General features: G+C 35.9%; 23 protein-coding genes and 1 tRNA gene. 11 read left to right on the forward strand and 13 right to left on the reverse strand.

The genetic code is table 11. The features are described from left to right. Nucleotides 1-3: 3 nt before the first annotated feature. Together O0955_RS08290 and O0955_RS08295 are read right to left on the reverse strand one after the other, a co-directional pair. Nucleotides 4-90: transfer RNA gene (locus O0955_RS08290), tRNA-Ser, on the reverse strand. 77 nt (nt 91-167) lie between these two features. After that, a complete protein-coding gene (locus tag O0955_RS08295; protein ID WP_269427233.1) occupies nt 168-2,174 on the reverse strand; it encodes an HD family phosphohydrolase in 2,007 nt (668 codons plus the stop codon). Nucleotides 2,175-2,363: 189 nt separating this feature from the next. Between O0955_RS08295 and O0955_RS08300 the strand changes: the two genes are divergently transcribed. From O0955_RS08300 to O0955_RS08335, 8 genes are all read left to right on the forward strand, one after another. After that, nucleotides 2,364-3,221 (forward strand): SPFH domain-containing protein, encoded by an 858-nt coding sequence (locus O0955_RS08300; RefSeq protein ID WP_269427071.1) that lies wholly within the window; start codon nt 2,364-2,366, stop codon nt 3,219-3,221. Nucleotides 3,222-3,225: 4 nt separating this feature from the next. Further along, nucleotides 3,226-3,747 carry a hypothetical protein gene (locus tag O0955_RS08305; protein ID WP_269427072.1) on the forward strand — a complete coding sequence of 174 codons (522 nt, stop codon included), beginning with the start codon at nt 3,226-3,228 and terminating at the stop codon, nt 3,745-3,747. A 2-nt stretch (nt 3,748-3,749) separates the two neighbouring features. Then, nucleotides 3,750-3,923 (forward strand): type II toxin-antitoxin system antitoxin, encoded by a 174-nt coding sequence (locus tag O0955_RS08310; protein ID WP_269427073.1) that lies wholly within the window; start codon nt 3,750-3,752, stop codon nt 3,921-3,923. A 145-nt stretch (nt 3,924-4,068) separates the two neighbouring features. Then, nucleotides 4,069-5,244, forward strand: coding sequence for an acetyl-CoA C-acyltransferase (locus O0955_RS08315; RefSeq protein WP_269427074.1), 1,176 nt, complete (start codon nt 4,069-4,071; stop codon nt 5,242-5,244). A gap of 74 nt (nt 5,245-5,318) precedes the next feature. Next, nucleotides 5,319-6,215: a hypothetical protein gene (locus O0955_RS08320; RefSeq protein WP_269427075.1), complete on the forward strand. Its 897-nt coding sequence runs from the start codon at nt 5,319-5,321 to the stop codon at nt 6,213-6,215. A gap of 145 nt (nt 6,216-6,360) precedes the next feature. After that, on the forward strand, nt 6,361-8,124 hold the full coding sequence (locus tag O0955_RS08325) for a peptide MFS transporter (protein WP_269427076.1): 1,764 nt from the start codon (nt 6,361-6,363) through the stop codon (nt 8,122-8,124). An 8-nt stretch (nt 8,125-8,132) separates the two neighbouring features. Further along, on the forward strand, nt 8,133-9,617 hold the full coding sequence (locus O0955_RS08330) for a peptide MFS transporter (protein ID WP_269427077.1): 1,485 nt from the start codon (nt 8,133-8,135) through the stop codon (nt 9,615-9,617). Nucleotides 9,618-9,718: 101 nt separating this feature from the next. After that, nucleotides 9,719-10,447 (forward strand): polyprenol monophosphomannose synthase, encoded by a 729-nt coding sequence (locus O0955_RS08335; RefSeq protein ID WP_269427078.1) that lies wholly within the window; start codon nt 9,719-9,721, stop codon nt 10,445-10,447. Here O0955_RS08335 and O0955_RS08340 read toward each other — a convergent pair whose 3' ends face one another. The 5 genes from O0955_RS08340 to O0955_RS08360 form a co-directional block, all read right to left on the reverse strand. After that, nucleotides 10,448-10,957 (reverse strand): hypothetical protein, encoded by a 510-nt coding sequence (locus O0955_RS08340; RefSeq protein ID WP_269427079.1) that lies wholly within the window; start codon nt 10,955-10,957, stop codon nt 10,448-10,450. After that, nucleotides 10,954-11,466, reverse strand: a complete 513-nt coding sequence (locus O0955_RS08345; RefSeq protein WP_269427080.1) for a YdeI/OmpD-associated family protein — start codon at nt 11,464-11,466, stop codon at nt 10,954-10,956. The genes O0955_RS08340 and O0955_RS08345 overlap by 4 nt, the downstream gene beginning before the upstream one ends. A gap of 108 nt (nt 11,467-11,574) precedes the next feature. Beyond that, nucleotides 11,575-14,589, reverse strand: coding sequence for a DNA polymerase III subunit alpha (gene dnaE, locus O0955_RS08350; protein WP_269427081.1), 3,015 nt, complete (start codon nt 14,587-14,589; stop codon nt 11,575-11,577). 8 nt (nt 14,590-14,597) lie between these two features. Next, nucleotides 14,598-15,923, reverse strand: a complete 1,326-nt coding sequence (gene dinB, locus O0955_RS08355; protein ID WP_269427082.1) for a DNA polymerase IV — start codon at nt 15,921-15,923, stop codon at nt 14,598-14,600. A 317-nt stretch (nt 15,924-16,240) separates the two neighbouring features. Further along, nucleotides 16,241-16,423, reverse strand: coding sequence for a hypothetical protein (locus O0955_RS08360; protein ID WP_269427083.1), 183 nt, complete (start codon nt 16,421-16,423; stop codon nt 16,241-16,243). A gap of 410 nt (nt 16,424-16,833) precedes the next feature. Between O0955_RS08360 and O0955_RS08365 the strand changes: the two genes are divergently transcribed. Together O0955_RS08365 and O0955_RS08370 are read left to right on the forward strand one after the other, a co-directional pair. Further along, entirely contained in the window at nt 16,834-17,508 is a 675-nt protein-coding gene (locus tag O0955_RS08365; protein ID WP_269427084.1) for a DUF6766 family protein, read from the forward strand. Nucleotides 17,509-17,558: 50 nt separating this feature from the next. Next, on the forward strand, nt 17,559-17,756 hold the full coding sequence (locus O0955_RS08370; protein WP_269427085.1) for a hypothetical protein: 198 nt from the start codon (nt 17,559-17,561) through the stop codon (nt 17,754-17,756). 47 nt (nt 17,757-17,803) lie between these two features. On the opposite strand, the gene O0955_RS08375 is transcribed toward O0955_RS08370, so the two are convergent. The 6 genes from O0955_RS08375 to proS all read right to left on the reverse strand — a co-directional run bounded on the left by O0955_RS08375 (nt 17,804) and on the right by proS (nt 23,885). Then, a complete protein-coding gene (locus tag O0955_RS08375) occupies nt 17,804-18,451 on the reverse strand; it encodes a response regulator (RefSeq protein WP_269427086.1) in 648 nt (215 codons plus the stop codon). A gap of 396 nt (nt 18,452-18,847) precedes the next feature. Further along, nucleotides 18,848-19,462 carry a Crp/Fnr family transcriptional regulator gene (locus O0955_RS08380; protein WP_269427087.1) on the reverse strand — a complete coding sequence of 205 codons (615 nt, stop codon included), beginning with the start codon at nt 19,460-19,462 and terminating at the stop codon, nt 18,848-18,850. 116 nt (nt 19,463-19,578) lie between these two features. Then, nucleotides 19,579-20,430 carry a TIGR02757 family protein gene (locus O0955_RS08385; protein ID WP_269427088.1) on the reverse strand — a complete coding sequence of 284 codons (852 nt, stop codon included), beginning with the start codon at nt 20,428-20,430 and terminating at the stop codon, nt 19,579-19,581. Nucleotides 20,431-20,525: 95 nt separating this feature from the next. Continuing rightward, on the reverse strand, nt 20,526-21,665 hold the full coding sequence (locus O0955_RS08390) for a cystathionine gamma-synthase (protein WP_269427089.1): 1,140 nt from the start codon (nt 21,663-21,665) through the stop codon (nt 20,526-20,528). Between the two features lie 32 nt (nt 21,666-21,697). Then, the gene (locus O0955_RS08395) at nt 21,698-22,387 is read right to left on the reverse strand and encodes a hypothetical protein (protein ID WP_269427090.1); all 690 of its coding nucleotides are present in this window, start codon (nt 22,385-22,387) and stop codon (nt 21,698-21,700) included. Between the two features lie 25 nt (nt 22,388-22,412). Continuing rightward, nucleotides 22,413-23,885, reverse strand: a complete 1,473-nt coding sequence (gene proS / locus O0955_RS08400; protein ID WP_269427091.1) for a proline--tRNA ligase — start codon at nt 23,883-23,885, stop codon at nt 22,413-22,415. 197 nt (nt 23,886-24,082) lie between these two features. On the opposite strand from proS, the gene O0955_RS08405 reads away from it, so the two are divergent. Then, on the forward strand, nt 24,083-25,078 hold the full coding sequence (locus O0955_RS08405; protein WP_269427092.1) for a hypothetical protein: 996 nt from the start codon (nt 24,083-24,085) through the stop codon (nt 25,076-25,078). Nucleotides 25,079-25,097: the final 19 nt, after the last annotated feature.

The following is a 25,097-nucleotide window of genomic DNA, read 5'->3' on the forward strand; positions in this document are numbered from 1 at the left end:
TTGCGGAGAGGGCGGGATTCGAACCCGCGGTACCGTTGCCAGTACGACAGTTTAGCAAACTGTTCCTTTCGGCCTCTCAGGCACCTCTCCGTTTCCTTCAAACTTGTCCTACCGACTTGCTTTTGGGTGTGCAAATATAGTAAAACAACCTATTTTTCAAAAAAAAATTATGATAATTGTTGATAATCTATACGCACATGATAGATGCTCATTAGCATAGTCTTGAAAATCAATTTGATAGTTTCAATATCTTTTAATGTCAAATCGCAATTATCCAATTGATTTTGTTCCAATTTGTAATTAATTATCCGTTCAACCAGGTCATTTATGTTCTGAGCGTCGGGATTTTTAAGACTTCTTGAGGCCGCCTCAACTGAATCGGCGAGCATTAATACACCTGTTTCTTTACTAAAAGGAATAGGTCCGGGATAGCGGAAAATATTTTCATCCACGAATTTTTCAGGAGAGTTTTTTAAAAACGATTGATAAAAATAATCTACTCTTGTATTTCCGTGGTGTGTTCTTATAAAATCGATAATGGCTTCGGGTATTTGATTCTTTCTTAAAATCTCAATTCCTTTATGTACGTGCTGAATAATAATCTGTGCACTTTGCTCGTAAGGAAGTTTATCATGTGGGCTAACCGCTGTATTTTGATTTTCGATAAAATATTGAGGGTTATCTACTTTTCCAATATCATGGTATAAAGCTCCTGCCCTAACCAATACGGAGTTACCTCCTATTTTAAAAATCGCAGCTTCGGCCAGATTTGCGACCTGCAAAGAGTGCTGAAATGTTCCCGGCGCTTTAAAAGCAAGCTCTCTGAGCAGCCTGTTATTGGTATTGGTTAACTCAATCAGTGCAACATCGGAGGTAATACCAAATACCCTTTCAAACAAATATATTAGTGGGTAAGCCAACAGTGAAAGTAAAACACTGAAAATAAATGGAACAAAATTAACCCATTCAATTTCCCGGAAAGATCCTTCCCTCAGTAAGGCAATACCAACAAATGCCACAAAGTAAGCCAGGAGGATATAAAATGCGGACACCAGAAATCTCTCTCGCTTTACGAAATTCTTAATACTGAAAATGGCTACCATACCAGCGGTAACCTGATAAAACACAAATTCGAAGCTATTGGCTACAAAAAAACCGGCAATTAAAATAACCAGCATGTGCAGGTAAAGTGCCAGTCGGGTATCAAAGAGAATCCTGATAATAATGGGTACTACACAAAATGGAATGTAGTATAAACTAACGATGTTCATTTTGAGCGCCCAGGTAAGCGCAAGCAGCATTCCTGTGGTTACAATCAGAATTAAAGACAGCTGACGGTTATCTGCAAAAATATCTTTCCTGAATAGAAAAAGGAACGACATCAAAATTGTTAAAATAAAGCCAACCAAAACAACTTGTCCAAGATAAACAAGCGTTAAACTTCCAATGGTTTTGGTTTGGGCATCGTAAGTTGCTTTATAGGAATCCAGTTTTTGATAAATTTCGTCATCAATAACATCATTTTTAGCGACTATAAGTTCTCCCTTTTGTACCATACCCTTTGTGGTGGATACATTGCTTACGGTATTTTCCTGAATAATCTGTGTTAAACGATCATCAAAAACAATATTTGGAGTGATGTGATCTTCTGCCAGGTTGCTGATCAAATCATTCATGACCTGATTGGTTGCCTTAAAATTATCTCTAAAAAATTTTAGCGCCGTTTCTGCCGTAAAAACATCCTGTGTATTTCTTTGCTTCGAAACATTGTTTTCCAACATAGAAAAATCATAGTTTTTATCGCTGGTTTGATGCTTGACATTTAAGCCTATAATACCCTTTTCATAAATGGTTTGCAAAATTTTATAGGCTTCACCTTTATACAGAACCTTTTCTTTCTCATCAAGCTGCTTAGAACGCCACTTAATATCAAATTCGTTCAAAAAACCTTCAAGCGCATTAGCCGTAATGTCTTTATCAAACTGATAAACCGGTAAAACATCCTTTAAGGCATTCTTTTTATCTGTACTTACCTGCGGATTGGTTTTTAAAATTGCGAAACTAAAGGGCGAAATCAGGTCTTTATTCATCCACACTTTCCCTTTTTCAAATTCGTACCTGAAACGTGGTTGTTTTGGTAAAAAAAGCGTGATTATAAAAACCGTAAATATCATCATCACATACTTTAAATTGGATGAATACTTGCGGTAAAGGATCTTATGAGAATTTTTCTTGATTTTAGCCAAAACGGTACATTTAAGATAATGTCAAAAATAACATTTTTATCTAATATACATTTTACTGATTTTGTTTGCAATTACGGATTTTTATATTTTACTTTATGATATCAAATTAATATCACTATGTATCAAGAAAAAATTATTAACCCGCCATCCGGGTATTTAACATTTGCCTTGTTCCTGGCATTATTGGGAGCGGCTATCTTTTGTTTTGTTACAGAAAGCTTTATTTGGGGCGGCTGCATTCTGGCCTTTAATTTTTTTCTGGTTTTACCAGGACTCATTATCAATAACCCAAACGAATCTAAAGTTTTAACGCTTTTTGGCAAGTATGTGGGCACCGTAAAAACTGATGGTTTTTTCTGGGTTAACCCGCTAACAACTAAAAGAAAGGTTTCTTTAAGGGCTAACAACTTAAATGGACAGCAGCTTAAAGTGAATGATAAACTTGGAAACCCGATTGAAATTGCCGCTGTTGTAGTGTGGAAAGTAAATGAAACCGCAAAGGCCATTTTCTCTGTCGAAAATTACATGCAATATGTAAACATTCAAAGTGAGGCTGCAGTTAGACATTTGGCAAACATTTTCCCTTACGATCATGCTGAAGGCGAAGAAACCAGTATTACACTTAAAGATGGAGCAGAGAAAGTAAGCGAACTTTTGGAAAATGAACTGAATGAACGTTTATCAAGAGCCGGAATTGAGGTTTTGGAAGCCAGAATTTCACATTTGGCTTATGCCCCTGAAATTGCAAGTGCTATGTTACAACGTCAGCAAGCAACTGCAGTTATCGCTGCCCGGAAATTAATTGTTGAAGGTGCAGTGGGTATGGTAGAAATGGCACTAGAAAAATTATCTCAAAAAGGAATTGTAGAACTGGATGAAGAACGCAAAGCGGCCATGGTTAGCAATTTACTGGTTGTGCTTTGTGGCGACAGACATGTTCAGCCGGTTGTAAACACCGGAACATTATATAATTAAGGTAATGGAATTTGAAGAGAAACAGCATTTAAGATTATGGTGGCTTTACATTTTATTAGGTGTAGAAACCATCGTAGTTTTAAGTATTATCCTGTTTGATAAAGGCGGGATGAGCTTTCAGCAACTAAGGGAGATTTATTTTCTTCCATTTGCAGCTATTCTTCTTCCATTTATACTCATATATGTAATCCAGAAAAATACGTTGACTTTAAATATTAATGCTGATGGAATTTCTTACAAATATTTTCCATTCAGGATTTCAAAAAGACTTTTCGACTGGAAGAGCATAACCAAAGTATACATTAGAAAATATGATGCTTTAAGCGAGTACGGCGGCTGGGGCTACCGTACCCGCCTTTGGTTTAAATTTAAAGATAGGGCCTATCTATTAAATAATGAATCCAGAGGATTACAGATTGAATTTAGTAACGGTAAAAAGTTATTGTTCAGTTCAAATAAAATTGATGAACTGCAATTATTCCTCATCAATTTAAAAACAAAATATAATATACAAGCAATACATTAAGGATGGCTGAGAAAGATAAAAAAGCTTTTGTATTAAGAATAAGTCCTGCTCTGTTAAAAGAAGTAGAAATTTGGGCTGCTGATGAATTCAGGAGTACAAATGGACAAATTGAGTTTCTGCTGCACCAGGCTCTTAAATCCCGAAAAAGGGTTAAGGATAAAGAAAATAATGATTAATCAGATCTGCATTTAATTGTGTACATTAGATTTTAATCAATCTCACCTAAGGCGTATACGCTAAATTGCGATCTAATCGTTATTGCAATATTAAAAAATGCATAACTTAGCAGCCTAACCAAAAATTCATAAAATAAAATAGTACATGAAAGAAGTTGTAATTGTATCGGCTGTGAGAACGCCAATAGGTAGCTTTGGAGGTTCATTATCCTCATTTTCTGCCACTCAATTAGGCGGCTTTGCAATTAAAGCTGCAGTAGAAAAAGCCGGACTAAAGCCAGAACACATTCAGGAAATTTATATGGGCAACGTGCTTTCGGCCAATTTAGGTCAGGCACCGGCTACGCAAGCGGCTAAATTTGCCGGATTACCGGATTTACCTGCAACAACGATTAATAAAGTATGTGCTTCGGGCACAAAAGCCATTATGCTTGCTGCACAAAGTATTGCCAATGGCGATCAGGATATTGTTGTGGCCGGAGGAATGGAAAGCATGAGCAATGTTCCTTACTATTTGGATAAAGCCAGAAATGGATATCGATTAGGGCATGGACAAATAACAGATGGTTTGGTAAAGGATGGTCTTTGGGATGTGTACAATGATTACCACATGGGGTCTGCCGCAGAGTTATGTGCAGCAGCGTGCAATATCAGTCGTGAAGATCAGGACAATTTCGCTATCGAATCTTACAAAAGAGCTCAGGCAGCACAAACCGCCGGTAAATTTTCGGAAGAAATTATTGCTGTAGAGATTAAAGACCGTAAAGGTGATGTTACTCTTTTAAATACTGATGATGAGCCAACAGCGGTAAAATTTGACAAAATACCGTCGTTAAAACCTGTGTTTAAGAAAGATGGAACGGTAACAGCTGCAAATGCATCAACCTTAAATGATGGTGCCGCTGCTTTAGTTTTAATGAGTGCCGACAAGGCAAAAGAACTGGGCATTAAACCACTGGCTAAAATTTTAGGCTATGCAGATGCTCAACAGGCCCCAGAGTGGTTTACCACTGCCCCATCGAAAGCCATTCCTTTAGCTTTACACAACGCAAAAATAGATATTAAAGATGTAGATTTCTTTGAAATTAATGAAGCTTTCTCTGTAGTATCTATTGCAAACAATCAAAAATTAAACTTAAAAGAAAATCAGGTTAATGTTAATGGTGGTGCTGTTGCCTTAGGTCATCCACTGGGTGCATCCGGAGCCAGAATCGTAGTTACCCTATTATCTGTTTTAAGCCAGAACAATGGCAAAATCGGTGTTGCCGGAATTTGTAACGGTGGCGGTGGTGCAAGTGCACTGGTTATCGAAAAATTATAAGATTAAACAAATTGCTTCGCAATTTAAATATACGGGCCGTTAAAAGCGGCCCGCTATTATTCACAGATATATAAATGAAAATTCTCAGATTCTGTTTATTATTTCCGGCATTGTTAATGGTGTTTTGTGTTAAGGCACAACAAACGCCAAATAAATTAAATGCAGACCAGGATAGTTTAATAAAACTTTCAAACGCGGTAAATGCTGCAGAAAGCGATGAACAAAAATCAACATTAAACAGTGTTTTTGTAAAAAGACTTGTAGAAACATTAAAAACACCTAATTCTTTCAATTATCCTTTCGATTCACTTAAAAATGTTTCGGTTATTAAATCTCCTGATCAGGTTTTCCGCATCCTTTCCTGGTATGTGCAACAACAAAATGGAACCTACCGCTTTTATGGCACCATTCAAATGAATACTAAAAATGGCGAATTAAAATTATATCCATTAATTGATCAGACTGAGAATATCGCGGACGCAAATCAGGTTACAAACAATCAAAAATGGTATGGGGCCAGGTATTATGAAATTATTCCGATCAATTCTTCCGGTCGCCTGCCCTACTATATTCTTTTAGGCTGGAAAGGTAATTCGACAACTACTACAAAAAAAGTTATTGAAATTTTAGCTTTTGATAAAGATAATCTTACTTTCGGTGCACCTGTTTTTGATGGAAAAGAATTAAAAGGAAAAAACAGGATGATTTTCGAGTACAATAAACAAAATGCCATGCTGCTTAAAACAGATAAAAAGGCAGGAATGATTGTATTTGACCACCTCTCTCCTTTTGATCCTGAAATGACCGGCAGATATGATTTTTATGGAAGCGATGGAAACGTTGATGCCTTTAAAATTATTGGTGGGAGACTAAAGTTCCAGGACAATGTGATCTTAAAAAATGATCCGAATGCTAGTGACGAACTTTATGCTGATCCGGCAAAAAACCTTAAACCCATCAGAAAGTTTTAACTTAAGGATAATCTAACTCATTCATTACTTTAACAATAAGTGAAAAATTTGTGAGTTTGCCATTCGCTGCCTATATTGCGCCTTGCTAACTACCTTAAACAACACATAAATTCTGAATTCATAAACTAAAACCAACAAATGTTTTATGCAAACAACAATTGAAACCAAAGACGATTTCTTTAGCAGTAAAGTACTCGGTCACCCCTCGGGGCTGTTTGTACTTTTCTTTACGGAAATGTGGGAAAGATTTTCGTACTATGGTATGCGTGCCTTACTGGTATTGTTTTTAACTTCATCAATTTTAGGTAATAACCCGGGCTGGGGATGGCCAAGAGAGCACGCTCTTGCTATTTATGGTTCTTATACTTCTTTAGCTTATTTAACCCCCATTTTAGGTGGATACATTGCAGATAGATTAATCGGCTACCGTTGGGCGGTTATGATTGGAGCATTTTTAATGACATTAGGCCATCTTTCGATGGCTTTTGAGTTTAATCCAATTTTTATGTACCTGGGTTTATGCCTTTTGGTGTTAGGTAACGGATTTTTCAAACCAAATATGACGTCTATTTTATCTCATATGTACAAAAAACATCCGGAGAAAAAAGATGGTGCTTACACTATATTTTATATGGGTGTTAATTGCGGTTCGTTTTTAGGCATGTTATTATGCGGTTATATAGGCGAAAAAATAGGTTGGAGTTATGGCTTTGGTCTTGCAGGTATTTTCATGTTTGTTGGAATGTTACAGTTCTATTTCACTAAAAACATTTTTGGTTCAATTGGTTTAAAGCCGGTTAAAAATGAAACTAAAGTTGATGAAGACGAACATCCTGCGGAAGCAAAAAGAAATCCGTTTTCCATATTTGACATTGCATTAATTGTTTTTATTGCTGTAATTGGTCTGGTTTGGATTATTAACGATCCTTATTCGAAAGTTTCAGGGCATACTGTTTTTAACTTCAAAATAGGCAAATTAACGGGAGATAACTTCGCGATTATTGTTGCATTAAGCTTATTTATTTTCGTTCTGATCAAAAGAATTATACAATATACCCCACAACTCAGAGATAAAATGATTGCGGTTATTGTGCTTGCTTTTGTTGCCATTTTCTTTTGGGCTTCGTTTGAACAAGCTGGTGGTTCAATGACTATTTTTGCTAAAGATTATACCGCAAGAGTACTGGAAGGAAATGCAAAAATCATATTCAATATTACCAATACTTTAATCACGGTTATTCCCCTAACAATCATTTCTTACGTATTGCTTAAATTATTCAGGCAAACATTTTCCAGATTTGCATTGGGTAATATCATTTTAGCGGTTGGTTTCGCTATAATTTGGTGTATGGTAATCTATATGCTAAAAAACCAGTACAGTGATGTTAAAACTGAAGTACCTGCAACATGGTTTGGTATTTTAAATGCCCTGTTTATTATTTCCTGTGCACCTATTGTTTCTAAACTTTGGGAAAGCAAGTACAGCCCAACGGCTACGGTAAAAAACGGAATAGGCATGATTTTATTAGGTATTGGTTTTGCAGCACTGGCTTATGGTTCAAGTTCAATACCAGCAGGTGCAAAAGTTGCATCAGTAAGTATGGTATGGCTTATTTTGGCCTACTTTTTCCATACCCTTGCCGAATTGTTCATCTCTCCTATTGGTTTATCTTATTTAAGCAAATTGGTTCCGGGTCGAATGATTGGAATCATGTTCGGTATCTGGTATTTAGCCCTTGCCATCGGAAATAAAATTGCAGGTACTATGGGTGGTCTGATCGATAAAATTACAGCTCAGTACTCCATGTCTACCTTTTTTTTAATTTTCACATTAATTCCAATTGGTTTAGGTTTACTCATTATGATGCTTACTCCAGTTATGAAAAAACTAATGCACGGCGTTAAATAATGAATACAATGGAAGAAAAAACGATTTCAATAGAAGAAATTCAGAATTTCGAGGGGAAATATCCTAAACAGCTTTGGTATTTATCGCTGGTAGAAATGTGGGAGCGTTTCTGTTTTTACGGAATGCGTGGTGTACTGGCCTTTTTTATGGTGGATCAGCTACACCTTTCAGATCAAAAATCAAATTTACAATACGGTGCCATTCAGGCATTTGTTTATGCTTTCACCTTTATTGGCGGCATTTTTGCCGATAAAATCTTAGGGTTTAGAAAATCTCTTTTCTGGGGTGGTTCATTAATGATTATCGGAAATTTAATCCTGGCTTTTTCTCCTCAGGATTTATTCTACATCGGTATCACCCTATCAATTATCGGAACAGGTTTCTTTAAACCAAATATTTCGTCGATGGTTGGCGAATTATACCACGAGAAAGATAACCGCCGGGACGCTGGTTATGGCCTGTTTTATGCCGGAATCAACGTTGGTGGTTTTGCAGGTGGTGCACTTTGTATATACTTGGGTAAATATTACTCCTGGCATTTGTGCTTCCTTTCTGCAGCGGCTGTAATGGCTTTCGGATTGGGAACATTTATTTTTACCAAGAAATATTTAGGCCCGATTGGAAATTCTCCGCTGCTGCATCTTAAAAAATCTAAACAAAAGATTTTTGAAATCGCAGTTTACATAGGTTCTTTGTTATGCATTCCCCTGATTTATATCATGGTAAGAAATACAGATTACACCGATTATTTTATGTATACCATTGGTGTTTTTGCATTAATTTATTTCTTTATCGAATTGTTCAGAATTCAAGATGCAAAAGCCCGGTATAAGCTTTTAGCTGCTTTTGTATTTATATTCTGTTATTTTATATTCATGGCCATTTCTGAGCAAAGCGGGGGGTCACTCTCTTTATTTGCAAAAGATAACCTCGACCATAAAGTTTTGTTTCTGAATATTGATCCCAATGTGGTTAACAACAGTGTAAATTCATTTTTCGTAATTGTTTTTAGCCCTATTGTAGGTATCCTCTGGTTAGGTATGTATAAACGTAAAATTGAACCTAACACTGTGGTTAAATTTGGATTAGGCTTTATTTTATTAGCCGCAAGTTTTTATGTTTTTTATGCAACAAGATTTTTTGCCAATACAAAAGGTATCAGCTCATTAAACATTTTTACTTTTGCCTATTTATTATTAACACTGGGTGAATTGTGTATCGGTCCAATTGGAATGTCCATTATTACCAAATTATCTCCAAAAAGAATGTTTGGAATGATGATGGGGCTTTGGTTCCTGTTCAGTGCATTCGGACAGCTAGCCGCTGGTAAACTTGGAGCTAAAATGTCAAGTATAGAAAATGCTTCTTTAACAACTAAACTAATGGCATACACTGAAGGATATAAATCATTAGCCCTATATTCTTTAGTTGCAGGCCTTGCATTAATTCTCTTCTCTCAATTGGTTAAAAAGCTAATGGGCGAAGTGAGATAAATAATTTTAACAACATTTTAACCCGTATCAGCCATGTTGATACGGGTTTTTTCATATTTAATATTTACTTTCGCCCCATTAAAACTTTATACCATCACCAAGTGTCAGATAGTTTAGTCATCATTCCAACTTATAATGAAAAGGAAAACATAGAAAAGATTATCCGTAAGGTATTTTCTTTAACTCAACCTTTTCATGTTTTAATTATTGATGACGGTTCGCCGGATGGAACTGCTGATATTGTTAAATCATTACAAGCCGAATATTCAGGTCATTTATTTATCGAAGAACGTGCCGGTAAACAAGGATTAGGCACGGCCTACATTTATGGTTTCAACTGGGCATTACAAAGAGATTATGCCTATATTTTTGAAATGGATGCCGATTTTTCTCACAATCCTGACGATTTGGTTCGTTTACGTGAAGCTTGCCTGAATGGAGCAGATGTAGCCATCGGATCAAGGTATGTTAAAGGTGTAAATGTAGTAAACTGGCCAATGGGCAGGGTTTTAATGTCCTATTTCGCCTCAATGTATGTTCGCCTTATTACCCGGATAAATATTCAGGATGCTACCGCAGGTTTTAAATGTTACCGCCGGATTGTATTGGAAACCATCCCTTTAAATAAAATTAAATTTGTGGGTTATGCTTTTCAAATTGAAATGAAATTTACAGCAATTAAGTTTGGCTTTAACGTAGTAGAAGTTCCAATTATTTTTACCGACAGAACCGAGGGAACTTCTAAAATGAGCACCAGAATATTTAGAGAAGCTTTTTTAGGTGTAATCCAAATGAAGGTTAACAGCTGGTTTAGAAACTATAAAAAATAGCTAATCAATTAACTTAAAGGTCAATAAAATGCCTGAATAAGGAAAATAACTTAATTCAATTTGTTTTCCTATTAATTCTTTGTAATTGTTTTTCAACTTATAATCTTGTTGGTAATACAATTGACCATAAGAATTGTAAATATCAAAGCGATGCTGTTCTGGAAAAGGAATCGGCACAGATTCTTCTTCAAGCGTAATTTCAATAGTAACAAGCCTGGTTTTGTAGGCAACTAGTTTATTTACAGCAACTATTTTACCTGTTCTGATTATTTTTACCGCTTCATTTAAATCTTTTGAAATACTCTTTTTACCGCCAAATACATAAACTCCGAGAAAAATAAGCAGAATTAGGATACTGCTTCCATAAAAGATTTCTATTGGTGCCTTAAATATCCATGTAAATAAACCAAACAACGCCAGGTAAATCAATACAACGCCTATATATGATCTTGTGCCCTTTTTTTCTAGTTTTAAAATCTCTTCAGGGGTTATCTGTTCAACTTTTATCATATATTTTTACCTTTACTTTCTCTCATCATTGCACCAAAATCCTGTTGTTTATCCATAGCGGTTACCGTCATGGTAATACGTTTGGTTCGGGTGGTTTCAGTTTTAGCCTGATTGATCCAGTTGATATAATAGTTTTGATGTGATTTTGCCTGTTTTAAAAAGTTAGCCATCAGGTGTGTTTCTTCCAGCAAACAAATTTCCAGGTCTTCGGGCATTTCTATTTTAAAGTCTTTATCTTCTTCTAAGTGAAGTTCAACATTAGCACCCGCTTCTTTTTTGAGTTTTTTTCGGATTTCACCTTTTAAGGCAATAATAAAATCGCCCTCTCCCATTGGCATTGTTGCCATTCCGGAGACTTCCAGCTGATCTATCTTTCCTTTTACTCTAAAGCTTACTTTGCAATTTGCTTTTATCTGACTGGCTATGGCCGAAGGAATAAAAACGTAACTCCATCCGGTTTTTTCGCCCATACTTTCAAAACGTTCTATTTCTGCTTTAAAATAAATCATGCTTAAATATAGAAATTATAAGAAACTGTTTAAATTTCTGTTTAAAAATATACTCTACTCTGAATCTGCCTGAACAGGCATAAAATGAATTCAGGAATATAAAGATGTCTAATCAATGGCCACCGGATTCATGTGTATAGGCAGCTTGGCAAACTTAAGTACTTCAATGCTTGGAAAACCAAAATCCTCGACTACTTTTCCTAAAATTAAATAACAGCCCTTTCCTTTAAACGGATAAACCGGTGTGGCATTTGGAAAATGTGTGGTGTCAAAAAAATCACCGTTAACATCAACAAAGGTTCCAAACCACATTTTAGTATTCTTAACCGTATGCACTGTTTTTTCGCAAACATAATTACCCACCATTCTTACTGTTTCTCCAACCCGGTTATTCATTTCATTGGCCATTACATCTCCACGGTAATTGGTTTTTAGAAAATCGAACATCTTATAATTAAGCGGAAAACCCAAAAGTTCCAGTTCGGTATATGCATTTTCCAATTCAGAATCTTCTAAGGATGGTAATTCGTAGGTTTTATACTTTAATTTAAACAATTCAGCGTGATTAACTTTCTTTTGCTTAAAGCCAAGATAATTATGAATGTCCCATAACAATGTTTTACGATCCTTTCCGGTAAACCTTAAAGCACCTAAACGGATTAAAATAATGGCTTGTTCCAAAGTGATGCAGGTTCGTTGTACAAAATCTTCCAGGTCCAGGTAAAATCCATTCTGCCTGCGTTCCTGCACAATTCGGGTTACAAATTTATCTTCTAAACCCTGTATGCGGATAAAACCTAAATATGCATCGTTCCCTTTAATATTGACTACGTCATCACTGTTATTTACACAAGGTAAATGCACCCTGGCACCTGTTTTTTGTAACTCATACACATAAACCCATCTGCTGTAAAAGCCGCCATAGTTATTAATTACAGCCACCATAAACTCTTTAGGAAAATAGGTTTTAAGAAACAAACTTTGATAACTTTCTACAGCAAAAGATGCCGAATGTGCTTTAGAAAAACTGTAACCGGCAAAAGAAGATATTTGCCGCCAAACTTCGGTAATCAACTCTTCTGAATGTCCTTGCTTGCGGGCAGAAGCAAAAAATTTATTAACCAGTTCATCAAAGGCTAATTTAGAGCGGTATTTTCCACTCATTGCTTTCCGCAAGATATCCGAATCAGCTAAATCCAAACCCGCAAAATAGTGGCATACCTTAATTACATCTTCCTGATAAACCATTACTCCAAAGGTTTCCTTTAGCTGCTCTTCCATTTGCGGACACAAATATTGCACTTTATCCGGTGCATGGTACCGTTCAATATAAGCTTTCATCATCCCCGAACTGGCTACACCCGGCCTGATGATAGAACTTGCTGCAACAAGTGTTAAATAATTATCACATCTAAGTTTTTTAAGCAATTGCCGCATTGCAGGCGATTCAATGTAAAAACAACCAATTGGCTGCCCTTCTCTCAGTATCTCATTTAACCGGGCATCTTCTTTAAAGGTTTTAAAATCGTGAATATCGATTTCCTTACCCTGGTTAGATTTTATAAGATCTACCGCTTCGCGAATATGTCCTATGCCCCGCTGACTTAAAATATCAAATTTTTCATAACCAATTTGTTCTGCTTCATACATATCCCATTGCACTGTTGGAAAACCTTTTGGGGGCATATCCAGTGCCGTATAATAGGTAATCGGTTCTTCTGAAATTAATATACCACCTGCATGTATGGAGCGTTGATTTGGCATATTTTTCATGTAAGCATGCACAGCCAGCAATTTCTGATAAGTTGGGTTCTGCAAATTTTCACGTTCTCTTGTCGGATCAGTAAAACTATCAATCTCTTCTTTCGATAAACCCAATACTTTACCAATTTCCCGAATAATTGCCCGGTCTTTAAAAGTACTCATGGTACCCAAAAAGGCAACATGGCCCAATGGATATTTCTTAAAAATATATTCCTGTATGGTTTTTCGCTCATCCCAGGAAAAATCCAGATCAAAATCAGGTGGACTGGTGCGCTTTTCATGCAAAAAACGCTCAAAGTACAAATCCAGTTCAATAGGATCTACATCCGTAATCCTTAAACAATAAGCGACTAAACTATTTGCCCCTGAGCCACGGCCAACATGGTAAAAATTACATTCACCTATGGCGTGCCTGACAATATCAAAAGTGATCAGAAAGTAAGCACAGTATTTTTTAAACTCAATAATTCGAAGCTCTTTCTCCAGGCGCTCCCTGGCAATTATATTATGTTCTCCGTACCGGTATTTTAAACCAATCAAAGCAATCCTTCTGAGCAAAACCTTATCGTGGTCTAAACTTTTGGTATAGGTTAAACGGTTTTTAGATACAGGTTCACTCCCGGGCTCGAAATAATCAATCAAATCGCAACCATCCAAAAGCTTTCGGGTGTTCGCAACCATAAAAGGATATTGCTCAAATTGTTTAACCAGCCTGTTTTCGTCAATCAAATATTCATCTTTTTCGCATTTATCATTTTCAGCTACTTTACTTAAAAGGGTATTTAAGTCTATAGCTCTTAAGTATTCATGCAAACGATAAGTTATTTTATCTGCTACCGTAACCGGATGCCAGACCAGCATTTTTTCCTGTTGATTTAATATGGGGTGTTTGTATAAAGTGTTTAACTGATTGCTTCTGATCCCCACAAACTCATGTTCTTTTAAATCTTTTGCAAAAAGTTTATGGAAGGGATAAATAACATAAGCATCTTTAAAATCTGGTGGTACTTCAGGCAAAGGAATATTATGGATATTATGATGACTCAAAAATTCATTTAACTCCCGCATTCCTTCTTTACTTTTAGCAATACCAACATACAGTAAACGGTTCTGGATCCTGAATTCTATACCCACTACAGGCTTTAACTGATACGGAATATTACCTTTTTGCGCTTCATTTTTTTCTTTGGCAATATTTTGTTTATAACATTCCCGTATAAATTCTATGGCTCCGGTAGAATTGTTGATATCAGTAAGTACCATTTGATGAATATCCAGCTGACGGGCTGATTGTACCAACTGTCCGATACTTAACGTACCATATTTAAGGCTGTATGAAGAATGAACGTTTAAAAACATAAATTGAATTAATCATAAGATTTTCCGCCTGTGATTCCTTTTTCATTCATAAAATTTCTCATCCTTGATCTCTTATAATCTCCGGTCTGCTCCTTTTCGGCCCCCTCTCCCGTTTCAGTAATGATTTTCTTTTTCCGGGGATTATATTTAATCACCTTATTATACTGATCTCTGGGTGGTTGGGTTACAATACAGGCCTTAACCACCGCCTCATCGCCATAATGGTTGCGCACTTTATCCATGGCCTGATACAGACTATATTCTTCTTCACAAATATCATAAAGCCCAATTTGCTCATAACCACTCACCAGGTGTGAAAGTTTTACACCAATTAATCGTAAAAGCATCCGTTTAGCATAAAGTTTATCGAATAGATCGTGTGCTCTTTTAATCAAAAAAGAATCTAAAGACGTATAAGGAATGCGTTCTTGCCGGGTAACGGTTTCAAAATTGGTGTACCTGATGGTTACCGTGATGCAGGCCGTAAGTTTACATTGATTGCGCAGTTGAAAAGTTAAACCAGTTACCATGCCTGTAATAATGGCTTTTAGCTTGGCAATATCCATGGTATCGCTTTCAAAAGTTGCCTGTGTACCGATAGATTTTCGTTCCCGGTAAGGTACAACCGGAGCCAAATCTATACCGTTGGCTTTTTGCCATAAGCTTAATCCATGTTGGCCTAATATTTTAAACATAAGCTCTTGCGGGATTTGCGTAAGGGTTTGAATTTGCCTTACGCCCATCTCGCTGAGCTTTTTATAGGTAGAGTGTCCAATTCCGGGTATTTTGTGAATAGACAGAGGATTTAAAAATGGCTGAACTTCTGAAAAAATAACCTCCTTTTCACCTGCGGGTTTAGATTCGTTGGTCGCAATTTTAGCGACAGTTTTATTTACCGATAAACCGAAAGAAATTGGTAAACCGCTTTCTTTTATAATGGTTTGCCGCAATTCGGAGGCAAATTTCATACAACCGAAAAACTTATCCATTCCAGTCATATCGATATAATGCTCATCAATACTTGCTTTTTCAAATAAAGGCACCCGTTGTGCAATAATTTCGGTAATATCATGAGAAGCTTTGGAGTATTCATCCATATTCCCTTTTACAAAAATAGCCTGCGGACAAAGTAATTTCGCTGTACGGGCAGGCATAGCCGAGTGAATGCCAAATTTACGGGCTTCGTAACTGCAGGAAGCTACCACACCACGGTCAGATCCGCCACCAATAATAACAGGCTTACCAATCAGCCTGGGATTCTTTTTAATTTCTACCGAAACGAAAAAGGCATCCTGATCCATATGGATAATATGCTTATCTTTTTGCGTATTCATTGAAGTTTAAGCTTTTTCTCACGACACAAAAATACTAATATAATTAGTATTTAATAAAAAAATGAATATTTAACTAAAATAAATAGTTATTAATTATAGACATTGAACAACTGATTTGATAGAAGAAAGAATTTTTCTAATACTTATTGTAATCGTTAAAGGATTTCGATTTAGTATTTAAAGCTGAACTAAAACCTTTAATTAGGGTTTTAAGTAACTTTTTTGTTATATTTAACGCAAGTTTTTAAACAGCCTGGATGGGTTTATAGAAATGGAGACAATGCAGGGTACGAAAGTATCCTGCACATTTTTCAAATTTATTTAAGAATAAGAATGGTATCGCCATTTTTAAGCTTATAGTAATACTGTACTTCTTTTCCCTTTTTAAAAACTTCAACATTTTCCACTATCCCACTTTTTCCATGTTCATCCTGCACAAAATGCCCCGGTTTTATTTCATCAAGCTGCGCTTGCGCTAATGATCGTTTTATTATTATCATAATATGTAAATATAATATGCAGGCCAATCCGAATATGACGTATTATATTATTTAATTGACAATTATCAAATTTTTAACGTAAAACAGCATTACATTAAAAATATTACATTCAGGAATATAATAACCCAATCTCAGGTTTTTATGGTTTTCAGAGTATTTAAAAAGATCAAACTTTTTTTCAAATCAGGATGTTTTAATTTAAAATCAATCCTTATGAAAACTCCAGATAAAGTAAAAGACCCTGCGAATAAGTATCCTTCTCCCCCTTTTCCAAAGCAAAAACAAAGTCTGTCAGAAAAAGATATGAAACCATTAGTAGGATAAGTATTTAACAACCTGTGAATACCATTGATTCATTTAGTCATTTATTTCTTAAACAGTGCTTAAACCCTATTTTAATTTAAATTCTGATGACGCAAGAAAAGAAAAACAATTACTCCTTCTTCTACAGAAATGGTTTAACCATTTTTTTTATACTGATATTTTTAATTACTCTTTTTGCACAGGCTTTAACGGGTTGGCATGTACATAATGAAGAACTTTTGGAAGTAAAAGTTGAGGTAATAAGCTTTACAACTTATTTAAAATCAGGTCATTTTATTTCTGCAACCTTTGAGAATTTCGAAAGCGAATTTTTGCAAATGGCAATGTATGTTATTGCCACCATTAAATTAAGGCAAATAGGCTCTGCAGAATCAAAATCGTTAGAAGGTGATGAAGAAGTGGATCGGGAGCCAAAAATAACTAAAAATGCACCCTGGCCAGTTAGAAAAGGTGGTTTTATTTTAAAGGTTTATCAAAACTCACTATCCATTTGTTTTATAATTTTATTTTTAAGTAGCTGGTGGCTGCATTTTTATGGCAGCTGGCAAGATTATAACGTGGAGCAAAGGTTTAAAAACTTAAAGCCACCTTCTATGATGGATTACCTTACTGAACCCAATTTTTGGTTTGAAACCTTTCAAAATTGGCAAAGTGAATTTCTTTCTGTCGCAAGTATTGTATTTTTTACCATTTACCTGAGACAAAAAGGTTCACCTGAATCTAAACCTGTGGACGCACCTCATATGGAAACCGGAAAATAAAAACTTTAATATAGACTCATTGTTGTATTCAAAACATAACATTTAGAGAGATGAAAAATAAGAATCAGGAAAATACGGAGAAAAAAGACCAGGGTAAGACTAAAACTTCAGGGTCATCAAAAGGAAAAGCATCTTTCGATCAGAACGGAAAGGGAGCATCATCAAAATTTGGTGCAGCAGGAAGTACGACTAACGAATCCGGAGAGGAAAATGGTTTAGGCACTACAAATAAAAATCGAAATCAATAATTGGTGAATACCAATTATCAATTTCGATTTACAGTAAAAACAAGTTATTATTTTTCGTAAATACTCATTTTTTCAGCAAGTTCTATAATACTCTTAATTTTCAATTTTTGAAAAAGTCTAAGTTTATACGTACTTACCGTACCCATTTGTAAATTAAGTTTGTTGGATATCTCTAAAACACCAACACCTTTAGTTAATAATTCAGCAACTTCCAACTCTCTGCCAGAAAGTTTGGTAAAAGGATTATTAGAATCATTACCTAAGATACTGTTAAACATATTTTCTTTAACATTTCTGCTCGAGTAACGGCTTCCTGCTAAAATTGTGGTAATAGCAGTAACAATCTCAGATTCTTCAGCGTTTTTGGTTAAATAACCTGATGCACCAGCTTTTAAATAAGGAACGGCATAAATATTTTCATTAAGTGATGAGAATACCAGGATTTTAGCACCTGGTTGGGCAGTTTTAATCTGATCGATTACTTTAAGATTGTTTCCACCCGGAAGGTTTACATCTATAATAATCAGATTTGGGGATTTAGCACATTCTACAAGGGCTTGATCCATGTTTGATGCATTGATGATTTCAACGCCCGCCCAAAAATCAGAGATCAAGCTCTTTAAACCACGACGGATAATCTCATGATCATCAGCGATTAGAACCGTAAAAGTGCTTACAGCGTGTTTTGTTTTCATTTTGTGAAGGATAATTTCTTAATTAAGATTTAGGATATCTATTGTCAAAAACAAATGTAAGTTATATTTATGTATTAAGGACTTTTTTTGGTATATTATTTTGTATTAATCCCTATACACAAAAAACAAAATCTGTAAAAAGCAAAAAATTTGCAACTACAACCTTAACAAGAGGATAAATAATAATAATAAAAATAATTGAATTTTAGTTTGTTAAGTAACTGTATAGTTACAGTAAAACCGACTGTAAATTATATTTATAAATAAAAAACATGTTTGTACTTAAAGCTCTAAAATGGGATTACATCACAAATCTTATTTAAATTTAAGAGTAGCATTTATCGTACAAAAATACGTCATTATCAAGTATCATAAAAAATCTGAATACCTCAAAATTTAGATTTTTGCCCTCACCCTGCTTAATGTTTCCAATCTGATGGCTAAAAATGAAGCAATATATTTTAATGATACCCGGTTAATCAGGCCAGGGTAAGAAATCAGAAATCTCCTGTATCTTTTTTCTGCTGATGATATGCGGCACAGGTAAGCACGCTCTTCTGCAGCCCGATAATACAATTCCATCATTTTCCGTCCAACAATATTTGCTTCTGCAAAATTTTCATATAAATCATCGGATAATGAATGTGGAATGGCTATCAATTCTACATCTTCCAAAGCCTGTAAATATTCTAAAGATTCATTACCTAACCATAAATTACGGATGGTACCCACCACCTCATCCTCTTTAGCGATCCAGGTGGTAATTTCAGTCTTTCCATCTCTTATAAAACCCCTGACTACCCCTTTAATAATTAAAAAAAGGTATTCGTTACGATCTAAAGGTGAAATCAGGAATTTATTTTTCTTGTAGTTTATTGGAAAGGTGTACAGATTTATTCTTTTTTCAATCTCCTCATTAAGTTCGTGGTATCTTTTGAAAATAGAAATTAATGGAGAAAAGTTATTATACCTCTTCCATTTATCTTTATCAGATAAATTTAATGCAATCATTACTTCAGACTAGGGATGGATGATTTTTAACAGCTCGTTAAAAATAATACTGTAAGTATAGCAAGATAGATTTACATAAAGAAGTTTTTTTTGATTTTAACCTGTAAATATTCGGCTTACAGAATTTTTTCTACGCCTAATCCAAAAAGTGCAAAATCATATTTTACAGGATCGTTATGATCAAATTGCCTTAAATGTTCAGTTAATTCGACAGCCGTTAACCAATCGGTTTGCTTTCTGTTAATTAAGCCTAAAAGCCTGCCGACTCTGTCAACATGAACATCGCAAGGACAAATCAGGTCTTTTGGTTTTAATACATTCCAGATACCAAAATCTACTCCTTTATGGTCTTGTCTAACCATCCACCGTAAAAACATATTTAAACGTTTACAAGTCGATTTTTGTCTTGGCGAAGAAATATGTTTTTTTGTTCGGTGTGGAAAATCTTCGAGTGAAAAAAAATAAGACCGGAAATGATTTAAAGCTTCTTCAATACTAAAAGTAAGTTGAGCAGAGAGACAAACGTTCGAAAAATGATCGGTATCTTCTGAAGCTACGCCAGAATCTAAATAACCGGGTAAAAAGACATTATTGGAAGGCAAAAATGCTTGTTCCAAACTATCGAAGGCTGTATAATGTGCTTTAAAAAAGGAAATAAAATACAATAAATCTGTATCATTAAAAGTGCGGTGTTTAAAATTAAGCAACCGCTTTAAATCGTTGTCTGTATGCTGGAGAACAAAATCATGAGGAGCATTATCCATACGCTCCAACAGTTCTCTGCATTTATTAATAATGGTTTTCCGTTGTCCCCACGCCAAAACCGCAGCAAAGAAACCTGCTATTTCGATATCTTGTTTTCTTTGAAATAAATGAGGAATACAGACCGGATCGTTTGCTATAAAATCGGGACCGTTATATTGCTCAACTTTTTGATCAAGAAAATTCTGCAGCTCTAAAAAATCCATTAAACTAAATTGATATGATAATAAAAAGTCATTCAAAAAATACAGGTTACACCCGTAATTTCTGAATGACTACAATATAATTAACAGAAAACAGGTTATTTTAAAGCGTTTTCTAAATCTTCCAATAAATCATCGATATCTTCCACACCAACACTTAAACGCAAAAGATTATCTGTTACGCCTACTTTTTCTCTTTCTTCTTTCGGAATAGAGCCATGTGTCATCGTAGCCGGGTGATTTATTAACGATTCTACCCCGCCTAATGATTCGGCCAGTGTAAATACGTTGAAGCTAGAAGAAATTCTAAATGTTTCCTCTAAATCAGCACCTTTTAAAGTAATAGAAATCATTCCGCCAAAACCACGCATTTGTTTTTTAGCAACGGCATGATTAGGATGATCTTCAAAACCCGGCCAGTAAATTTTATCCACTTTTGGATGTGTTTTTAAAAAACGGGCAACACGTTCTCCGTTTTCACAATGCGCTTTCATACGCAAATGAAGGGTTTTAATACCCCTTAACACTAAAAAAGCATCCTGAGGGCCTGGTGTTGCACCACATGCATTATAAATAAACCAAAGATCTTTATAAAGTTTCTCATCATTGGTAACCAGTGCACCCATAACCACATCAGAGTGGCCACCAATGTACTTGGTTACGGAGTGCATCACAATATCAGCGCCCAAATCAATCGGGTTTTGTAAATATGGCGAAGCAAAGGTATTATCAACGGTTAAGATTAAGTTATTTGCTTTGGATATTTTAGCAACACCCTCAATATCAATAATCTGCATAGTTGGATTAGTTGGTGTTTCTATCCAAACCAATTTTGTTTTTTCATTGATATAAGGCAGCATATTTTCAGGATTAGACAAATCAAGAAAATGGAATTTAATGCCGTAATTAGCAAATATCTTGGTAAAAATACGATAAGAACCGCCATATAAATCGTTGCCTGTAATGACTTCATCACCAGGTTGCAAAAGTTTTAAAACCGCATCTGTTGCACCCATTCCACTTGAAAAAGCCAAACCATATTTAGCATTTTCTAAAGCAGCTAAGCAATCTTCTAAAGCTTTACGGGTTGGATTTGTACCTCTCGAATATTCAAAACCTTTATTATCTCCCGGAGACTTTTGCCAGTACGTTGACGTTTGATATATTGGGGTCATTACCGCACCTGTTGTCGGATCAGGTTCCTGACCAGCATGTATAGCTTTTGTTGCAAATTTCATTCTATTTAATTTTAAGTGGGAGAAATTAATCTTTAATCGTTTTGTTTTAGCTGAGCTTTAAATTGATAACCCAGTTGTTTTCCGGTTGGGTAACCGCTATTGCCCAACATAGATTGTTTTTGATTTAATGTAATGGCTTTTTCGGTGGCCATTGGCTGAAGTAACAAATCGTCACTTAAGCAGTGTAAAATAGCTTTTTCGAAAATTTCTTTTAAAATGGTTTCTGATACAACGTTTGCGGATAAATCTTCGTATAAAAAGCCAAGCTGCCCCTCGCCTTCAACCATAAAATGTTGCTCTTTATTGACCAAAATGCGGGCAATTAAAAATCCAACATCTGATAAACGATTGTATTTAATAGAGTCGGCTAAAAAATTATGAAGATATATAACACCAAAAAATGCTCTGGATTCGTCATCCTTAACATATTTGGTTTCGTAAATTGAATTGGCTTTATCAAAAGTAAAAATATTACTGTGCATAGAAATCACCAAAACATCTCCCGAAAACTTCAACTGAATTTCAAATTCATTGTTTTCTTTGTATACAATTTGTACCGAAATATCTTTATGGCTGTAATCTGCCTTTAATTGCTTTTCTATGCCACTTAAAGTCGATTTTGCAAGCTCAAATACTTCAACCGTGTTTCTATAAACCTGTTGTTTTAATGATGCCTTTTCTTCTAATTTATTTAATATCTGTTGATAAGGATTATTGCTCATTAAGTTATTTTTTTCGTTTTCGACCTTAGTATGCTCTGGCAAACAAAACGCGTTGTGTAGATGCTTTACCTGAATAAATACAAACTCCATCTTCTAGTTTATTATCTAAAGGAATACAACGAATAGTTGCTTTCGTTTCTTCTTTTATCTTTTGTTCTGTTTCAGGTGTACCATCCCAGTGTGCAGAAATAAAACCTGCCTTTTCGTCCAGTAATTGTTTAAACTCATCATAACTATTGGCTTCGGTAATATGCTCATCACGGTAAGCCAGGGCTTTATTAAACATGCTGGTTTGAATATCTTCGAGTAATTTGATAATGTAAATATCCAATCCTTCCTGCGGAACAGTTTGTTTAACTTTAGTATCCCTTCTGGCAACCTCTACCGTTTTATTTTCTAAATCGCGGCCTCCTATTGCAATACGGACAGGCACACCTTTTAATTCATAATCCGCAAATTTAAATCCAGGGCGTTGGGTGTCGCGGTCATCATATTTTACAGAAACCCCAAAACCTTTTAAACGCATGGTTAACTCATTCACGTAGGCGGTAATTTTAGCTAAATCTTCTTCACCTTTATAAATTGGAACGATAACAACCTGTATTGGAGCCAGTTTAGGTGGGATAATTAAACCAGAATCATCACTGTGTGCCATAATTAAAGCACCCATTAAACGGGTTGACACCCCCCAAGATGAGGCCCAAACGTAATCCAATTTACCATCTTTACCCGTAAATTTTACATCAAAAGCCTTGGCAAAATTTTGACCCAAAAAATGTGATGTTCCTGCCTGAAGCGCTTTTCCATCCTGCATTAAAGCTTCAATACAGTAGGTATCTAAAGCACCTGCAAATCTTTCATTCGGAGATTTACGGCCTCTGATTACCGGAACAGCCAGCCAGTTTTCGGCAAAATCTGCATAGATGTGCAACATGCGTTCAGTTTCTTCAATTGCTTCCTGTGCAGTAGCGTGCGCCGTGTGCCCTTCCTGCCATAAAAATTCGGCAGTGCGAAGAAATAACCTGGTGCGCATTTCCCAACGCACAACATTTGCCCACTGGTTAATTAAAATTGGCAAATCACGGTAAGACTGGATCCAGCCCTTGTAAGTGTTCCAGATAATGGTTTCGGAAGTTGGACGAACGATCAGTTCTTCTTCCAGTTTTGCGGTTTCATCAACAACAATATTGCCGTTACCATCATTTTTAAGACGGTAATGTGTTACAACCGCACATTCTGTCGCAAATCCCTCTACATGAGAGGCTTCCTTAGAAAAAAATGACTTTGGTATGAACAACGGAAAATAAGCATTGCTGTGCCCGGTATCTTTAAACATTTTATCTAATACGGCCTGCATTTTTTCCCATATGGCATAGCCGTTTGGCTTAATAACCATACATCCCCGAACTGCGGAATGTTCTGCTAAATCGGCTTTTATTACGATGTCGTTATACCATTGTGAATAATCTGCTGCTCTGCTTGTAATTTCTTTGCTCATAAATTGTATTTGGAACGTAAATTGTGTGTTAAATAATGTGAAACTTAAGGACAAATTTATAAATTTATGCCTACAAAACGATTAAGATTTGGTCAGCATTAATTTTATAACACTAAATTAACTGTTTTACATTGTTCAGGATACCAGAGGTATTCAACTTTTTAAGGATTGCACACACACAAACTAAATATAACACAATGAAACCAATTAAATTTTTACCCATTGTAATGATTGCCGCTGCTGGGTTGGTGGCATCATGCTCTACACCAAAATTGGCTCAAAATTCAGCCTCGGATGATGTATACAACACCGTTGCGAAAGCAAGGGAAATAGAACGCGTTGTGCCTCCTGCTCAACAGCAGCAACAGGGTCAGCAATATCAAACAGATTATGATGACGAATATTATGGAACCAGTAATCCATACTATGATATGGACTATTCTTCCAGAATAAACCGTTTTTATAATGGTTATAGCTGGCAGGGATATTATGATCCGTATTTTGATAATTATTACTACAACAACAATTACCTGGGTTATGGCCTTGGTGCGTATAATGGTTATGGATTAGGCTGGAATAGTGGTTTTGGCTGGAATATGGGCTTTGGTTGGGGCGGTGGCTTTTATGGCAATAACTGGGGCTACCCTAACTATGGCTGGAGCTCGTGGGGGCCATACTCTTACTACGACCGATTTGGCTGGGGTGGTGGTTGGTACGGTGGTGGCTGGGGCATAGGCGGCGGCTACTATGGCGGCGGTATCTATACCAATCGCAGCAATTACCACAGACCGTCTTATACAGATAGAAACACGGTTAATTCGAATGGATATTATCCTGGTAACGGAGGTTCAAGATCGAGCGCAAATAATAATGGTCGTCCGAGCCGTGTAAGCAGTAACGGAACCGTAAATAACGGCATTGGTAATAATGGAGTGAACTATGGCAGACCTTCAAGAGTAGATAGCAGACCTGCGGGAAATGGCAACGTTTATCAGCAACGTCCATCCCGTGAATATATTCCTCAACAACAACCTTCAAGAACTGAGCAACGTCCATCACGTGACTACAGCCCACCTTCTCAACCATCGAGAACAGAGAGCAGACCTAGTTATTCTCCTCCTGCTTCGTCTGGTGGCGGACAATCATCAGGCGGTGGTGGTGGTGGCAGACCATCAAGAAGCGGCAGGAATTAATTTTAACCAATACACACAC

It is taken from the genome of Pedobacter punctiformis, from assembly GCF_027213715.1.
GTDB lineage: Bacteria > Bacteroidota > Bacteroidia > Sphingobacteriales > Sphingobacteriaceae > Pedobacter > Pedobacter punctiformis.

What these genes read in the sequence shown, in the direction of transcription:
- O0955_RS08295 (WP_269427233.1), bottom strand. Translation starts at nt 2,174, where the DNA reads ATGATATTTACGGTTTTTATAATCACGCTTTTTTTACCAAAACAACCA.
- O0955_RS08300 (WP_269427071.1), top strand. Translation starts at nt 2,364, where the DNA reads ATGTATCAAGAAAAAATTATTAACCCGCCATCCGGGTATTTAACATTT.
- O0955_RS08305 (WP_269427072.1), top strand. Translation starts at nt 3,226, where the DNA reads ATGGAATTTGAAGAGAAACAGCATTTAAGATTATGGTGGCTTTACATT.
- O0955_RS08310 (WP_269427073.1), top strand. Translation starts at nt 3,750, where the DNA reads ATGGCTGAGAAAGATAAAAAAGCTTTTGTATTAAGAATAAGTCCTGCT.
- O0955_RS08315 (WP_269427074.1), top strand. Translation starts at nt 4,069, where the DNA reads ATGAAAGAAGTTGTAATTGTATCGGCTGTGAGAACGCCAATAGGTAGC.
- O0955_RS08320 (WP_269427075.1), top strand. Translation starts at nt 5,319, where the DNA reads ATGAAAATTCTCAGATTCTGTTTATTATTTCCGGCATTGTTAATGGTG.
- O0955_RS08325 (WP_269427076.1), top strand. Translation starts at nt 6,361, where the DNA reads ATGCAAACAACAATTGAAACCAAAGACGATTTCTTTAGCAGTAAAGTA.
- O0955_RS08330 (WP_269427077.1), top strand. Translation starts at nt 8,133, where the DNA reads ATGGAAGAAAAAACGATTTCAATAGAAGAAATTCAGAATTTCGAGGGG.
- O0955_RS08340 (WP_269427079.1), bottom strand. Translation starts at nt 10,957, where the DNA reads ATGATAAAAGTTGAACAGATAACCCCTGAAGAGATTTTAAAACTAGAA.
- O0955_RS08345 (WP_269427080.1), bottom strand. Translation starts at nt 11,466, where the DNA reads ATGATTTATTTTAAAGCAGAAATAGAACGTTTTGAAAGTATGGGCGAA.
- dnaE (WP_269427081.1), bottom strand. Translation starts at nt 14,589, where the DNA reads ATGTTTTTAAACGTTCATTCTTCATACAGCCTTAAATATGGTACGTTA.
- dinB (WP_269427082.1), bottom strand. Translation starts at nt 15,923, where the DNA reads ATGAATACGCAAAAAGATAAGCATATTATCCATATGGATCAGGATGCC.
- O0955_RS08360 (WP_269427083.1), bottom strand. Translation starts at nt 16,423, where the DNA reads ATGATAATAATAAAACGATCATTAGCGCAAGCGCAGCTTGATGAAATA.
- O0955_RS08365 (WP_269427084.1), top strand. Translation starts at nt 16,834, where the DNA reads ATGACGCAAGAAAAGAAAAACAATTACTCCTTCTTCTACAGAAATGGT.
- O0955_RS08370 (WP_269427085.1), top strand. Translation starts at nt 17,559, where the DNA reads ATGAAAAATAAGAATCAGGAAAATACGGAGAAAAAAGACCAGGGTAAG.
- O0955_RS08375 (WP_269427086.1), bottom strand. Translation starts at nt 18,451, where the DNA reads ATGAAAACAAAACACGCTGTAAGCACTTTTACGGTTCTAATCGCTGAT.
- O0955_RS08380 (WP_269427087.1), bottom strand. Translation starts at nt 19,462, where the DNA reads ATGATTGCATTAAATTTATCTGATAAAGATAAATGGAAGAGGTATAAT.
- O0955_RS08385 (WP_269427088.1), bottom strand. Translation starts at nt 20,430, where the DNA reads ATGGATTTTTTAGAGCTGCAGAATTTTCTTGATCAAAAAGTTGAGCAA.
- O0955_RS08390 (WP_269427089.1), bottom strand. Translation starts at nt 21,665, where the DNA reads ATGAAATTTGCAACAAAAGCTATACATGCTGGTCAGGAACCTGATCCG.
- O0955_RS08395 (WP_269427090.1), bottom strand. Translation starts at nt 22,387, where the DNA reads ATGAGCAATAATCCTTATCAACAGATATTAAATAAATTAGAAGAAAAG.
- proS (WP_269427091.1), bottom strand. Translation starts at nt 23,885, where the DNA reads ATGAGCAAAGAAATTACAAGCAGAGCAGCAGATTATTCACAATGGTAT.
- O0955_RS08405 (WP_269427092.1), top strand. Translation starts at nt 24,083, where the DNA reads ATGAAACCAATTAAATTTTTACCCATTGTAATGATTGCCGCTGCTGGG.